This is a genomic window from Thermodesulfobium sp. (assembly GCF_053498235.1).
The window spans coordinates 12950-27905 of record NZ_JBRCUV010000030.1 but is presented as its reverse complement, the minus strand read 5'-3'; the positions used below and the strand labels follow the sequence as shown (position 1 = coordinate 27905).

The following is a 14956-nucleotide window of genomic DNA, read 5'->3' as shown; positions in this document are numbered from 1 at the left end:
AATATTTTGGAATTTATATTATAATAAAACTTGAGGAAAATATCGAAAAACATAAGGTATCTTTATTGACTAAAAAGGGGTGTTTGGATGGATTCAGAAATAAGAATAGAGTGGACCCCTGATTTTGAGACAGGAATAGAGATTATTGATAACCAGCACATGGAGTTATTTAAAAATATCAATGAACTATTGGACTCTTGTGAGAGGGGCGAGGCCAAAGAGGGTGTTAGTAAGATGTTTGACTTTTTAGAAAAATATATAATATTCCACTTTGGTACTGAAGAGGATCTTATGATTAAATATAGATATCCAAATTACTATCAGCACAGGATGCTTCACGATAGGTTTGTTATAGATATGAATGGGCTTAAAAGGGAATTTCTGAAAAATGGTATTAGTGAAAGTTTGCTTGCTTTAATAAAGCACTTTGTTATAGATTGGTTAAAGTATCACATAGGCGGTGAAGATAAAAGATTGGGGATTTACTTATATAGGTTTCCAGAAGTTATACATAATTCATCTGTGTGAAAGAAAATGTTGCTGCCATTAAAGGTATTATACATAGATGTTACGAGGACATTCAATACCCAAATTTTTAATTTGGTTAAAAGTAACGTTGAGTTCCTTGAGGCATGTACGAAATCAGAGGATATCTTCTCAAAGATTAGCGAAACTCGGCCTGATCTGGTTATATTTAGATCAAAGAATAGTTCTGAAATTCCGATTTTTATAAATAAAATTAAAAAAGATTTTCCGGATATATTTATTTTGCTTATTCTTGGAAAAGGAGTCACCTTAAAGTTTTGTTCTTGTATTAGCTTTTATTATATAGATGAGCACTTTAATCAACTTACGTTTTTGGATTATTTCCTTGGTCTTGCTAAAGAGATTAACGAGAAAAAGATATTAATTTCAGATTTAAATTTCTATAAAGGAGTTTGTTTCGGTATTCCAGATTTACTTTTTGTATGCCAGTATGATGAGATTGTTTTTATGAACCAAAGTCTCTTAAACTATATTGGGCTTTCAAGCTTTGAAGAATTTAGTAAAAGGAATTTTGATATTTATGACTTCCTTTATCCTGACAAAAAGAGCCTTTACAAGGGTGAGGGATTAAAGGAGTGGCTCATTAAGGTTAAAGATAAAAACTTTAAAAAAGATGAAAGTGTCGTCTTTCTAAAAAACAGTCCCTTTTTAAAAGAGTTTTCGGTTGAGCCGTTCTGGCTTGATTTTTCTGAGATAAAGGATAGCGACTTAGTTATATTTTCATTATTTAAAATGTCAAATTTGGATAAATATAAGGGCTTTAAAATTGTTAAACGTGCTAGAAATCCCATAACCAATCTATATGACAAGAAGGTTTTTTATGAAGAATTAAAAAAGGAGATTCAAAGGGCTTTGAGATATAAAAGGCCACTTAGTTTAATTTACTTATCAAATGACAGTTATAATAGTATTTATTCAAAATATGGCAAGGAGATAGCCCATAAAGTCTTAAGAGAGTTTTGCAACAGAATAAACGATTCTATAAGGAGTCTTGATCTCTTTTGCAGTTTTTCGAAAAATAGGTTTGTAATTCTATGTCCCGAAACAGATGTATTTGCAGCCCTATTTGTTGCTAAGAGAATTAAAACTATGATAACAACACAGACCTTTTCTCATGGAGAAAATCTCGAGTGTACCCTTGGGGTAACTCAATATCAACCTCAAGAAGATGAGAATATCTTCCTCCAAAGAGCTATAGAAGCATGGGATAAGTCTAAAAAGAGTCCCACCAAAAATATAGAAGCGATTCTAGTTCCAATTAATTTCTAACTCTAAGGCGCCGTGTTGGCGCCTTAGAGGATTTGTTTTAATACGGTTCTGTAAAGAGTTCGTAATAAGCTTGAGGATGTAGACACGTTGGACAAACTGAAGGGGCTTCATTTCCCTCGTGAAGGTAACCGCAGTTTCTGCACTTCCATATTGTTTTAACTGTTTTTTTGAATACCTCATTTGTTTGAAGGTTTGTAAGCAATTTTCTATATCTTATTTCGTGAGCTATTTCGACTTTAGCTACATTTCTAAATAGATTAGCGATTTCTGGAAAGCCTTCGGTTTCTGCAATTTCTGCTGCTTTAGGGTATAACACGGTATGCTCTAAATGTTCTCCTTCTGCTGCAGCCTTTAAGTTCTCAAGTGTATTTCCAATTACTCCAGCTGGATATGAAGCTGTAATCTCCACGTCTCCGCCCTCGAGAAAGCTAAAAAATCTCTTAGCATGTTCCTTTTCGTTATCTGCAGTTTCTAAGAATATTGCAGCAATTTGTTCATATCCTTCTTTTTTTGCCTGTGAAGCAAAAAAGGTGTATCTATTCCTTGCTTGGGATTCACCTGCAAATGAGGCAAGCAAATTTTTCTCTGTTAGAGTACCCTTTACGCTCATTCAGTTTCCCTCCTATTCTTGTTTTTTGAAATCAGATTTTGAAGCTCCGCAGACTGGGCATTGCCAATCGTCAGGTATTTTCTCAAACGGAGTATTTGGTTCTATTCCACCATCTGGATCGCCAACTGCTGGGTCGTATACGTAACCGCAAATTGTGCAAACATATTTATCCATAAAATTTACCTCCTTTGTAATATAAATGATATCTATTATTATAAAGTAAAATTTATTAAATCTTTATAAATATATATTGCGTGATTAAATAAATAAAATTTATAGTTAAATAAGAATTTAACTTATGTGAGTTAATGGTTATTCCTTGTTGGATTACCTACTATAATTGCATTTACATTTTTGTTCTTATTTATTTTGCCTGGATTTCTCAAAAGATAGCCCAATTGGCGTTTAACCCTCTTTTATAGTTTTGAGTTTATAACTATATATGTTTATGGGATGGTTCTTTATTGTCAATTATGAGGAAACAAGGGTATTTCGAATAGATTACAAAATAAAAAAACTTTCGCGAGCAAGATGCTCGCGTTACTATAGTTATTTTTGAGGAATATCGCTTGCTTGACTCTTTTCGTTTTATAGTGTAATATTTCGTTATTCAAATGGGCGGTTAGTTCAGTGGTTGGAACGCTTGCTTGACATGCAAGAGGTCGTAGGTTCGATTCCTACACCGCCCACCATGTAGCCTCGTTTTGAATAACCAGCCTTCAATTCTTCTTACTCAAAAGCAAAAACAATAAGTTTTAAAACAATTTTGTGATATACTTAGTTATCCATAATTACTGATATTTGCGGAGGTTTTCATGTCTCAAATTATTTGCTATTCAATTAACGACAAACTTATTGATTTTAGAGATTTTAAAGAAGGTGAATCTTTAAAACCTATCACTGATAAAGATAAAGAATCATTAAATGTTCTTAGGCATTCAGCAGCTCATTTGCTTGCTCAAGCTGTAAAGGAATTATATCCAGATTCAAAGTTAGCGATTGGACCATCTATAGAAAATGGTTTTTACTACGATATATTCAGAAATGAACCATTTACACCAGATGATCTTGAAAAAATAGAAGAAAAAATGAGAGAAATATCGAAAAGAGATTTAGAAATAACAAAAATATGTATGAAGAAGGAAGATGCAATTAAATTATTTTCTGAATTAAAAGAAGATTATAAATTAGAACTGATAGAGGGTATCCCTGATAATGAGGTATGCGTATATAAACAGGGAGATTTTGTAGATCTTTGTAGAGGGCCTCATCTTTCTTCTACTGGTCAAATAAAGCACTTCAAATTGTTAAACGTTGCAGGGGCTTACTGGAGGGGTGATGAAAAAAGAGAGATGCTTCAAAGGATATATGGTACAGCCTTTTGGACAGAAGATGATTTGAAAAAACACCTTGAATGGCTTGAAGAGATTTCAAAAAGGGACCACAGAAAACTTGGTAAAGAACTTGATTTGTATAGTATTGCCGATGAAGTAGGCGCTGGGTTTATTTTGTGGCATCCTAATGGAGGAGTAATTAGAACCATTATTGAGGACTATTTGAGAAAGGAACATATAAAAAGAGGTTATGAAATAGTTTATACGCCTCATATGATGAACCTGAAGATTTGGAAAATATCTGGACATTATGATTTTTACAAAGAAAATATGTACATATTTGAAAATGACGGTCAAGAATATGCAATAAAGCCAATGAACTGCCCGGGTCATATGATGATATACAACTCTAAAACAAGAAGTTATAGAGACCTTCCTATTAGGTTTTTTGAGCTTGGAACGGTATATAGATTTGAAAGATCTGGCACGCTACATGGACTCCTAAGAGTAAGGGGATTTACCCAGGACGATGCTCATATATTTTGTACAGAAAGACAACTTCAAGATGAAATAATAGGAGTTCTTAACTTTGCAAAGGATATGATGGATCTATTTGGTTTTAAATATACAGTATCAGTAGGAACAAGACCTGAGGGTTCAATAGGTACTGATGAACAGTGGAAGCTTGCAACAGATTCGTTAATTAATGCACTAAAAGAGAAGAATATTGATTTTGAAATAATTGAGGGAGATGGAGCCTTTTATGGTCCAAAAATTCAGGTTGAGTTAATAGATGCACTTGGGAGAAAGTGGACAGGTCCTACTATTCAAGTAGATTTTGCTCTACCAGAGAGATTTAACCTTGAATATGCAGATAAAGATGGCACGAAGAAAAGGCCTGTGATGATTCATAGAACAGTTGTAGGGAGTATGGAAAGGTTTCTTGGCGCTTTGATTGAAAATTATGCTGGAGTATTTCCAGCATGGCTTTCTCCGGTTCAGGTGGTTATTATTCCTGTTAAAGAGGAAGGAGTTCTTTTAAAATATTCTTCTCAGATTGAAAAAATATTATTTGACGAAGGTTATAGAGTAAAGATTGATAGTAGAAATGAAACGCTAAAATATAGGATAAGAGATGCAGAGATGAACAGGATCCCTTATATTTTAGTAGTTGGCAAAAAAGAATATGAAGGAAAGTTGGTTTCTCTTAGGACACGAGGTATGAACGATGAAGGCCAGATGAATATTGAAGACTTGCTGAAAAGGTTATCTCTTGAAGCAAGAATCCCATCAGGTAAATGATTTAAGGTGTTCTAAAATAGGGGGGATAGTATTTGATGATAGATGATAAAGATAGAGCTTTAGTAATTGTCAATAATCTTTATGATGTTGCATTTGTATGTGATTTTGCAATCTCTGATAAAAATTTATCTTTATCTAATATATTCTTTTTAAATAATCAGAAAAATCAAACAATTTGTGGTTTTACTGATAAAGAGTTGGTTGACAAGAATTTCTTTTTTATAAATGTTCACCCTGATAATAGATTAAAACTTATAGAAAATATTATTGCTTTAGAAATAGGAGAAAGCTTAAAATTTGAATTTCGATTTAAAACAAAAGAAGGTAATTATACCTGGTTAAAATTAAACTTAGTTATCTTTAATAAAGATAAAAATTTTATTGAAGCTGGCGGCATTATAGAGTATATAAGCAAAGAAAAAAACCTTGGAGCCATTTTGTATACAATAAAAGAAATCAATCGACTTGCTGTAAAAACATACAGTGAAGAGGAACTTCTTCAAAATTTATGCGATTTATTAGTTGATAAACTTGGTTATGTTGGCGTTTTTGTGGGAGATATAGATTCTTGCAAACTATTTAGATTAAAATACTTTGCTAAGAATACGTCAGAAGAACTAGTTAACACATTTAAAAAGGTTATTATATCAGTTGATGAGACAATTCCAGAAGGTCAGGGCACTGTTGGGAATGCCTATAGAACGGGAAAAATTTTTCTAATTTCTGATACGTTAAGTTCTCCAAAAATGAGAGCATGGGTAACATATCATAAAAAATATGGCATTCGCTCTACTTGCTCTATACCTTTGATTAAATCTGGAAAAGTAGAGTTTGTTTTAGTAATATACTCCAAAACGCCAGGTCTTTTCAGTGAAGAATATATGGAAGTTCTCGATGAGATAAAGATAGACATATCTTTTGCACTCGAAAAGATTGAAAAAGAAAAGAATATGAAACTTCTAAGCGATGCAATAGATGAATCCTCTGAGTGGTTTTTGGTGGCAGATGAGAGGGGCACTATTTTACACGCAAATAAAGCCGTTGAGAGGCTTTCTGGTTATAATCTGGATGAAATTATTGGCAAAAATATTTTGGAGTTTAATTTTGGCAACTTAAGTGAACATTACAAGGGACTTTTTGATAAGGTTTTATCAGGAGAGAAATGTCAGTGTGAAATTGCAAAACAGGCTAAAGATAAAAGTATACTTTACCTAAGTAATATAATTGTCCCAATTTTTTTTAATAACAAGATATATAGATTGGTTCAACTCTCAAGAGATATAACCAAAGAAAAGCTTCAACAGGAGAGGATATCAGAATTAACAAGGTTGTATATGACGCTGTCAGATATAAACCAGCTGATCATAAGGACTGATTCTGTAAATGAATTATATACAAAGATGAACGAAATATTAGTCAAAGATGCTAATTTTTCAATTGCTTACCTTTCTGTTATTGATGAAGGAAACAAGTTAAAGCTATTTAATTATTATTATTTGGAAGATGATAAAAAAGATAATTATGTTGAATTTCTTAAATTTATTGAGGAAAATTATAAATTTAAAGAAATACCCCTTTTAGTTAAAGAGTGTTTTGTCAGTGCAATTGCAATAGAAAAGAAAGAAATATCTTGTTATAACGATCTTGCTACATCATTGAAAGCTGACGAAATAAAAGATAAATTTAAAGATTACGAATTTTTAAGATCTGGGGTTGCTATACCTATATTTAAAAACAATAAGGTTTTGGGATCAATTTTTTGTGGTTCTAGTAAAAAAGACTTCTTTACTTCTGATGTATTAAGACTTTTAAATGAAATAGGATCTGATATAAGTTTTGCTCTGGGAAAGATTGAACTAGAGAGATTTAACGCTATGACATCCTTAGCTTTAAATTCAGGCAGTGATTTTGTAATGATTACTGATAAAAATTTTAAGATTGTTTACGTAAACGACAATACCCAAAAGATATTTGGATATTCAAGAGATGAACTTATCGGTCAGCATCATTCTATAATATCGTCCAAATTACAGGGTTTTGGTTTTGCAAGAAGGTTTTATAGGACAATTAAAAGTGGTAAAAGATTTTCTGATTTTTTTATATATAAAAATAAAGCAGGCGAAAAAGTTTATTGTTATACTACAATTACCCCATATTTAATTAGAAACGAAATAAGATATTATGTTGCAGTTGGCAAAGACATTACACATACAAAGTCTCTGGAGGACAGCTTAAAAAAGTTAAAGGACTATGATCCTTTAACGGGACTACTAAACAGGAACAAGTTTATTGAAAGTGCTGATGATTTTATCAAATTTGCAAAGTATGAAAAAAAGCTTGCGTGTATGTGTATTATAAATCCAATAAACTTTTCTGCAATAAATCAAGCTTATGGGTTTTATACCGGGGATTTGATTTTATGTGATATAGCCAAAAGGATTAAAGAGACTCTAAGAGATTACGATTTGGTAGCAAAATTAGAATCTGATATGTTTGCAATTTTTCTAAAGGACATTGCAACTTTGGAAGATGTGATAAACATAATTTCAAAGCTAAATCTTGTCCTTGAGAAACCATACAACAATCCAAAGGGAGAGGATGTTCTAGCATCTTTTAATTACGGTGCAAGCCTTTTTCCAAATGATGGTGATAATGCCCAGATTCTTTTTGAAAGAGCAAACATTGCGCTGGGAAGCATTAAAAATATTAAAAATAAGAAAGTAGGTTTTTATAAGAAGGACTTCGAGCAAGAGGCAAGGAAAAAATTGGATCTGAAATCTAAATTAGAAAAGGCTATCTCAAATAAAGAATTTTTCCTCTATTATCAACCTGTTTTTTCAGTGAAAGATAAAAGTATTATCGGAGCAGAGGCGCTTCTTAGATGGAAAGATAATGATAGAATAATTTTGCCCATGGAATTTATTCCGATATTAGAAGATATGGATCGCTTAATAGAAGTTGAAAGATTTGTAGTTGATAGCGTGTGTAGTAAATTGCGACAGTGGGAAGAAAAGGGAAATTCAAGCGTTTTTATTTCGATTAATCTCTCTGAAAGAAGTTTTAAAGATGAAAATTTTAGACAATATATAATCTATTCTGTTAAAAAATATGCTATTCGCAGGAAAGTGCTTTCCATCGAACTGCTTGAGAGGATGTTTGTAGAGGATTTCGAATGCTGTTTAGCGATCTTAAAGAGATTTAAAAGAGAGGGTATTTCGATATCGTTGGATGACTTTGGTACTGGATATTCATCTCTTAACTATCTTTACAAACTTCAATTTGATTATATAAAGATCGATAAATCCTTTATAGACAATATTGCAAATGATATAAGAGCACAACATATTGTTGAGAGCATTATCTTTTTAAGTAAAAAATTAGATTTGATAACTGTGGCTGAAGGTGTTGAAAAGCCTGAGCAGCTTAGGATATTAGAAAGTTTGGGATGCGATGGCGTACAGGGTTATCTTTTTGCAAAACCTATGTCTGAAAAAGAATTTGAAAAGTTTATAGTTATTAAATAAAAGTATAATCCATTGTAAAAGAAGAATTTAATATCGTATAAATTAAATTTACTAATCTAAGAAATTAATTTAGGTTATTAAATTTAGGGCAGTTTTTAAAATATGCACAAGAATAATGTCAGGTTTATATTACTATAGGCAGCTCTTAAAAGAAAAGAATAAGAACAAAAACATTTATTGACATTGAGTAGGTTAAGATTTTTTTTTTAAATGAGGTTGAGTATAACTGATTCTATCAGTTGGATGAATTTACAGAAAAAATTTGACGTGATCAAAATTATATTTTATATTATATATAATATAAATATTTATTTTGAGTGGGGTAAGAAAAAAAGGGTAATGTATAATTAATTGTGTCATTGAAATCCCCCTTGAAGGGCTGTATTATCTAACTACAGTAAATTAAACAAAAACCCTATCAAGGAGGAATTTAAATGGACAATGTAATTATAGAACAATCATCCAAGTATTTCAAAGAGATGATAGAGGAAATAATGCTAAAATAGAGAGAAGCATATTTAAAAGAGCACGTTGAAACAAGAGGTAACGGTTACTATACCAGGACACCCAAGACGATATTTAAAGATACGGAGCTTGAGATACCTCGAACTCGAGATGGGAATTTTAAACCATCTATAATCCCTGAGCGCAAAAGGGTTACTTTTATATTGGATGATGTAGTAAGAGACGTTATTTTTTGCAGGCTTAAGTGCTAGAAAGACAGGAGATGTAATAAAAAATCTTGTAGGTAGCTCTGTATCTGCCTCATTCGTAAGTGCTAATTTGGAAATACCTGAAGATATAATAGATAAATTTATCAATAGAACTTTTACAGAGGAGTACCTTGTAATTTATATAGACGCAACCTATATTTCCCTGATGCGGGATAATGTAAGCAAAGAAGCAGTATATGCTGTGTTAGGACTTACTAAAGACGGTAGACGAGAAGTCTTGAGTTATCTTTTACCCGGAGGTGATGAGAAATCATCAGTATGGAAAGAGATATTTATCAATTTAAAAGATAGGGGTTTATCTGGTGTCAAAATGATAATTAGCGATGATTTGCCCGGATTAACCAGAGGTTATAGAGGAAATGTTTCCTGAAGCAAAGCATCAGCTTTGCTGGTTTCATTTGAAGAAAAATATTAAGAACAAAGTCAGAAAAACACATTTTGATCAGATATTAAGGGAATTGGAGTATATTTTTGAATCAGAAACTGAAAGTGAGGTTAAAAATAGGCTTCTTGCATTTATTAATAAATGGAGCAAGCTTTACAGATATTTTAATAATCTTAGAGGTAAAATAGATAACTACACTTATTTTTTCAAATTTTCCCATAAACTAAGAAGCTATTTTAGTACGACTAACTGGATAGAGAGGTGTTTTAAGGAGCTTAAGGATAATATTCGTGTTAGGGGATATTTTCACTCTGAGGAGATTGCAAATAAATTCTTGTATATATTTTTTAGAGATAAGAACTTAAAATATCAAAACAGGAAATTAAGGTACTCAAATATTCTTGAAGAGACATTTAATGGATAAAAATCTTTCAAGAGGGATCTCTGACACAATTAAGTTGACACTACCAAAAAAAGTTTTTGGAGGGATTTTTTATGAAAATATTTTGTAAAGATCTTATTAAGGAAAACAAAGAACTAAAGCTTAAAATCGAGGTTTTAGAAAAAGAAAAAGAGATGTTACAACAAGATTTAGAGACTTTTAAGAAAAAAGCAAAGCTTGGATTTGATCTGCTAAATGCCCTTCAGTCTGAAGGTGTTTTTGTAGCAACACCAGAGATTAAAACGGGCAAAGAAGGAAATGAACTTACTTATATCAATAGAAGGGGGATTGAAATACTTAAGAAAGAAGGGGATAATTTAAACAAGACATATGGTTACAACATAGACTGGTCAAACCCTTTGGGCATATCTATACATAAGTTCCAAAGAGATCCAGAGCGAACAAAAGAGCTATTAAAATCTCTAAGACCCGGAGAAATATTGAAAAACGCAGATATTCATATTGGCGACAACGTCGTAGAATCTTACAGAACAGCCATATATGATGAAGAAAGTAATTTAATAAATTACGCCTCTATTTGGAAAGATGCTACCTTTGAAAGACATATGGATAGTACTATACATGCAATTATGCCGGCAATTTCTAAGCTTTTTCATACCTTATCTTTGGTGGAAATCTATAGGTTTGGGATAGATAATCAAGTGAAAAATTTTGAAGAAAATTTAAACTTCATCATAAATTCTATAACTGAGGTGAACCAGAGCATAACAGATATTACAAACGCCATATACGGCATACAAAACGTTGAAACAGAGCTTGCAAAAAACGTTGAATCAGGTTTGAAGAAGCTTGAAGATACCACAAAAAATGTAGAACTATCTGTGGATGCTATAGAAGATGCTGCTAAAAGTTCAGAAAAGCTTGGAAAAAGCATAGTCTCAGTAAACCAAATAGTTGAGGTGATTATGGAGATCGCTGAGCAGACAAATTTGCTTTCTTTAAATGCTGCTATAGAAGCTGCCCGTGCTGGTGAGGTTGGAAGAGGGTTTGCTGTTGTGGCAGATGAGGTGAGAAAGCTTGCTGACAAAACGTCGAAATCCGCTATCAATATAAAAGATTTAATAACAGGTATCTTAAAAGAAACAGAAATGTCTTTGTCTACAACAGTAAAAGCGAGAAATATAATTATCAAAAATAAAGATTATATAGAAGAACTAAAGCAAGGCTTTTCCAGCATCAAAAACAGCTTTGAAAGTCTTTCTATGCTTATAGAACAACAAAGTGCTACTACAGAAGAACAGTCGGCGGCTATAAACGATATAACAAACAACACACAATCCTTTACCGAATACTTAGAAACAATAAAGAAAACTATAGAAAAACAAAAACCTATTGTTGAAAACGCCACAAAACTTGCAGAAGGTTCTTTTGAGCATTTAGTGAATATAAAACCAGGAGCTTTTTCAGAACTTTACAAGAGGATTGTAGAGCATGAAAAATTTATGCTTAATATACTAAAAATGGTCGAAGGTGAACTTGATTTTAAGATATTAGACCATACCCAATGTAACTTTGGAAGATGGTATTACGATCCAAATACCAAGAATATAATTCAGGAATGCGGTGGTCCATCGGCAAGTGCGATATTTTCAGATATTGAGCATCCTCACAAAATATATCACCAAATAGGTAAAGAGATAGAAGAACTGAATAAGCAAGGTAAGAATAAAGAAATTAACGATAAGCTTTTAGAGCTTGCTGAACTTTCTTTTGATGTAATAGCTAAAATATCTTCCCTTGCGGATGTTATAGAAGGCTGTAAAGTACATGAGGAATAAGATATATGATATAAATTTAGAAGAGCTTTTTAAATGTAATAAAGTGAACAAGATAATACCCAAAAACGATGAGGAAAAATATATTTTAAATGCATATAATAAACACTAAAAAGTTTTTTAGAAAACGCTTTATACTTTGTGTAAATTACTTTTATCAAATCATCTATTTTATGATCCTGTCAAATATTTTGTGCAAAATAAACTTTGATTTTTTAAGAGATTCTTTTATTATATTGAAACACTGATATAAGTTTGAATGACTAAAAAACGCTTCAAAGTTTCTTGAGATTAACTTAAAAACAAAATTTTAAATGGTGCCGAGGGTGGGACTCGAACCCACACATCCGTGAGGATACTGGATTTTGAGTCCAGCGCGTCTGCCAATTTCACCACCTCGGCCTATATGATAGAGAAAATATATAATAAAAAACGCAAAAAGTCAAACATATTTCCAACCATCAATTACCAATTGATATTTTCCAAACGATCTTTTAAGCCTTATTGTTAAATCTCGATTATACTGTACATCCTTTGGAAGATAGACAGTGATTTCGCCTAATTGAGTAGCCTCAAACTTTGAGGGGTCTTTCGGCACGCCCAATTTTATTGATGGTGGAAATTTTATGTCTCCAACACAAGTCCCAATTGATGGGTAGTCGTCAAAATAAATAATATTTCCATTTTTACTAATATATAATTTTGCGTCATCAGTAATTGATAAAGTCATGCTTGACCTCATTATATAAATTTAATGGTGCCGAAGGTGGGATTTGAACCCACATGAGGTTAAACCTCACTACGCCCTGAACGTAGCGCGTCTGCCGTTTCGCCACTTCGGCTTATTATGATAAATTACAATAATTATAGATTACTGTCAAATATCTATGTTTTTTATTTTATAATATTTAATCTGATTTTGATAAAATCTTTTTTTAATTGACGATCTATTTAAAGTAGTTTTTAATTGTATTTATTTATGTTAATATTATATAAAAGTAATATGAATGTTATTTGACAATTAAATACTAACCATATTTAGTATATTTACAAAAAGGTTTTTTTGATTTAGAATTTATAAAATCTGACTGATTGGTCATAAATGGAGAGTATGAGCATAGAAGATAGAATTTTGAAGGTTGCTCTTGAGCATTTCTCTCAAAAGGGATATGCTCAAGTTAGAGTTAGTGACATTGCACAAGAGGCAAATATAGGTAAAGGTACGATATATTTGTATTTTAATTCCAAAAGGGATTTATTTTATTTGACTATAGAGTATGCATTTAGAAAGCTAGCAGAAATACTTTGGTCAGACAAAGATTTTAGTAGCATATTGAGTTTAAGAACTTTTGTTTATGACTACTTTGAAAACTGGGAGCTTGCAAGTAAATTGGGAAGTTTAGTTTTAGATGGGCTTTCTCTAGGGGATAGAACATTTTATAGTGAGTTAAGAAAAATGAGAGATAAATATATAATTGAGAACTTAGATAAAATTGTTGAAAAGCTTATAAAGGCAAATATAATTAAAGAAGCTAATCAGAGAATAATCTCTCTTTTTATATGGGGTAACCTTGTGTTTTTTACAACTTTAGTATTGAAAGGGGAAGAGATTAAATTGGACAAGAAGGAAATTTGGCAGATGATCTTTTCAGGTATTACTTCGGGGTTGATTAAATGAAAAAAAGAATAAATTATGTTATTGTATTTTTTTTGGTTTCTTTATTTATATCTCTTCCTACTATAGCATATTCAAAGGAGGATGTTTTAGAATATAAACCAACTAATCCACCTAAGGAATTAAATTTGACTCTTGATAAGGCAATCGAGCTTGCAAAGAATTACAGTCCTATATTAAAAATGGATAGAGAGAAGATCGGCAATGCAAGGATGCAAGCACACGAAGTTTCAGGTTATCTTGTTCCACATCTTAACTGGCAGTCTACTTATACTGAGCTTAAAAGTGCGCCATCAATTATGATTCCTGGTGTGGGTAAAGTGCCAACAGGATATAAAACAACATATGATCATAGAGCTGTTTTGACTTATGAGTTTGATGTTTGGAGAAAAATTTGGGAGCAACGATCAGCTGCCTGGTTAAATGTGAGGGAGGCAGAAGAAAACTATAGAAGCGCAGTACAGGATTTGACTTATCAAGTAACAAGAGCTTATTTTCAATGCCTACAAGCAGAAGATAATGTGGCATCTCAAGAAGCTGATTTAAAACAAATTGAAGAGCAGTTAAGGGTTACACAGGCTATGTATAATGCTGGCACAGCTGCTAAAATTGACGTGCTAAGAGTTCAGGTAGCATTAGCTCAAATAAAGCAGAACTTGCTAGATGCTGAGAATCAAAGAGATTTAGCTTATTCTTCATTAAATAATCTTATTGGCTATCCAATGAATACTAAACTAGTACTGGCAAAAGATCAAGACGTACCAAATATAACTGGTAGTATTGATGATTTGACCGCTAAGGCTGTTTCTTTCAGACCTGATCTTAGAGCTGCTAGATTAGCTGCAGAGGTAGCTAAAAAGCTTATATGGGTGGCAGAAACTAAAAGACTTCCAGATTTTTCTATTACTGCTTATAAGGAATGGGTAGATAACCACTTTTTCCCAAATAATCAGGATTGGGGAGCTGTTGTTCAGATGACTATACCAATTTATAATGGTGGTGTGATAAGAAGTCAGATTCAACAGGCAGTAATTGCTTATAGAACTCAAAAGGATTATGAAAGACAAATTTTTGATCAAGTTAAGCTTGACGTTAAGCAGGCAGTTTTGAACTTATTGTCTGCAAAACAAAGAATTGATACAATTGCACAATCTGTTTCTGAAGCTGAAGAAAGCTTGAGGTTGGCTAGAGTTCGATATCAGGCTGGTGTAAACACCATATCAGAGGTATTGGATGCTGAGGCTCAGCTTTCTACCTCTCAAACTCAGTACGCACAGGCAAAATTTGATTATCAGGTTGCAAAGGCGTCGCTTTACAAGGCAATAGGGTTAGATTAAGT

9 protein-coding genes, 3 tRNA genes and 2 pseudogenes are annotated in these 14956 nt (G+C 32.2%); 9 read left to right on the top strand and 5 right to left on the bottom strand.

The features are described from left to right. Window positions 1-87: 87 nt before the first annotated feature. Both ACWIUX_RS03690 and ACWIUX_RS03685 read left to right on the top strand, forming a co-directional pair. Window positions 88-528, top strand: coding sequence for a bacteriohemerythrin (locus ACWIUX_RS03690; RefSeq protein ID WP_448589374.1), 441 nt, complete (start codon window positions 88-90; stop codon window positions 526-528). 6 nt (window positions 529-534) lie between these two features. Then, window positions 535-1815, top strand: a complete 1281-nt coding sequence (locus tag ACWIUX_RS03685) for a GGDEF domain-containing protein (RefSeq protein WP_448589373.1) — start codon at window positions 535-537, stop codon at window positions 1813-1815. A gap of 37 nt (window positions 1816-1852) precedes the next feature. Here the strand turns inward: ACWIUX_RS03685 and rbr are convergent, their stop codons facing one another. After that, entirely contained in the window at window positions 1853-2425 is a 573-nt protein-coding gene (gene rbr / locus ACWIUX_RS03680) for a rubrerythrin (protein ID WP_448589372.1), read from the bottom strand. A 12-nt stretch (window positions 2426-2437) separates the two neighbouring features. Continuing rightward, the gene (gene rd / locus ACWIUX_RS03675) at window positions 2438-2599 is read right to left on the bottom strand and encodes a rubredoxin (RefSeq protein WP_448589371.1); all 162 of its coding nucleotides are present in this window, start codon (window positions 2597-2599) and stop codon (window positions 2438-2440) included. A 442-nt stretch (window positions 2600-3041) separates the two neighbouring features. On the opposite strand from rd, the gene ACWIUX_RS03670 reads away from it, so the two are divergent. The 5 genes and pseudogenes from ACWIUX_RS03670 to ACWIUX_RS03650 all read left to right on the top strand — a co-directional run. Then, a tRNA-Val gene (locus ACWIUX_RS03670) sits at window positions 3042-3117 on the top strand. Between the two features lie 123 nt (window positions 3118-3240). Beyond that, window positions 3241-5061, top strand: a complete 1821-nt coding sequence (thrS, locus tag ACWIUX_RS03665; protein ID WP_448589370.1) for a threonine--tRNA ligase — start codon at window positions 3241-3243, stop codon at window positions 5059-5061. Between the two features lie 35 nt (window positions 5062-5096). Beyond that, window positions 5097-8585, top strand: coding sequence for an EAL domain-containing protein (locus ACWIUX_RS03660; protein ID WP_448589407.1), 3489 nt, complete (start codon window positions 5097-5099; stop codon window positions 8583-8585). Between the two features lie 434 nt (window positions 8586-9019). Next, window positions 9020-10128 (top strand): annotated as a pseudogene (locus ACWIUX_RS03655) (IS256 family transposase). Between the two features lie 71 nt (window positions 10129-10199). Further along, a pseudogene (locus tag ACWIUX_RS03650) lies at window positions 10200-11795 on the top strand (methyl-accepting chemotaxis protein); the annotation flags it as partial. 462 nt (window positions 11796-12257) lie between these two features. On the opposite strand, the gene ACWIUX_RS03645 reads toward ACWIUX_RS03650, so the two are convergent. The 3 genes from ACWIUX_RS03645 to ACWIUX_RS03635 form a co-directional block, all read right to left on the bottom strand. Beyond that, a tRNA-Leu gene (locus tag ACWIUX_RS03645) sits at window positions 12258-12344 on the bottom strand. A gap of 40 nt (window positions 12345-12384) precedes the next feature. Further along, a complete protein-coding gene (locus ACWIUX_RS03640) occupies window positions 12385-12672 on the bottom strand; it encodes a CC/Se motif family (seleno)protein (protein ID WP_448589369.1) in 288 nt (95 codons plus the stop codon). A gap of 25 nt (window positions 12673-12697) precedes the next feature. Then, a tRNA-Leu gene (locus ACWIUX_RS03635) sits at window positions 12698-12784 on the bottom strand. Between the two features lie 269 nt (window positions 12785-13053). Here ACWIUX_RS03635 and ACWIUX_RS03630 point away from each other — a divergent pair. Further along, complete coding sequence (locus tag ACWIUX_RS03630; protein ID WP_448589368.1) at window positions 13054-13620, top strand: TetR/AcrR family transcriptional regulator; 567 nt, start codon at window positions 13054-13056, stop codon at window positions 13618-13620. Beyond that, window positions 13617-14954, top strand: coding sequence for a TolC family protein (locus ACWIUX_RS03625; protein WP_448589367.1), 1338 nt, complete (start codon window positions 13617-13619; stop codon window positions 14952-14954). The genes ACWIUX_RS03630 and ACWIUX_RS03625 overlap by 4 nt, the downstream gene beginning before the upstream one ends. The last annotated feature ends 2 nt before the right edge of the window (window positions 14955-14956 follow it).

What these genes read in the sequence shown, in the direction of transcription:
- ACWIUX_RS03690 (WP_448589374.1), top strand. Translation starts at nt 88, where the DNA reads ATGGATTCAGAAATAAGAATAGAGTGGACCCCTGATTTTGAGACAGGA.
- ACWIUX_RS03685 (WP_448589373.1), top strand. Translation starts at nt 535, where the DNA reads ATGTTGCTGCCATTAAAGGTATTATACATAGATGTTACGAGGACATTC.
- rbr (WP_448589372.1), bottom strand. Translation starts at nt 2,425, where the DNA reads ATGAGCGTAAAGGGTACTCTAACAGAGAAAAATTTGCTTGCCTCATTT.
- rd (WP_448589371.1), bottom strand. Translation starts at nt 2,599, where the DNA reads ATGGATAAATATGTTTGCACAATTTGCGGTTACGTATACGACCCAGCA.
- thrS (WP_448589370.1), top strand. Translation starts at nt 3,241, where the DNA reads ATGTCTCAAATTATTTGCTATTCAATTAACGACAAACTTATTGATTTT.
- ACWIUX_RS03660 (WP_448589407.1), top strand. Translation starts at nt 5,097, where the DNA reads ATGATAGATGATAAAGATAGAGCTTTAGTAATTGTCAATAATCTTTAT.
- ACWIUX_RS03640 (WP_448589369.1), bottom strand. Translation starts at nt 12,672, where the DNA reads ATGACTTTATCAATTACTGATGACGCAAAATTATATATTAGTAAAAAT.
- ACWIUX_RS03630 (WP_448589368.1), top strand. Translation starts at nt 13,054, where the DNA reads ATGAGCATAGAAGATAGAATTTTGAAGGTTGCTCTTGAGCATTTCTCT.
- ACWIUX_RS03625 (WP_448589367.1), top strand. Translation starts at nt 13,617, where the DNA reads ATGAAAAAAAGAATAAATTATGTTATTGTATTTTTTTTGGTTTCTTTA.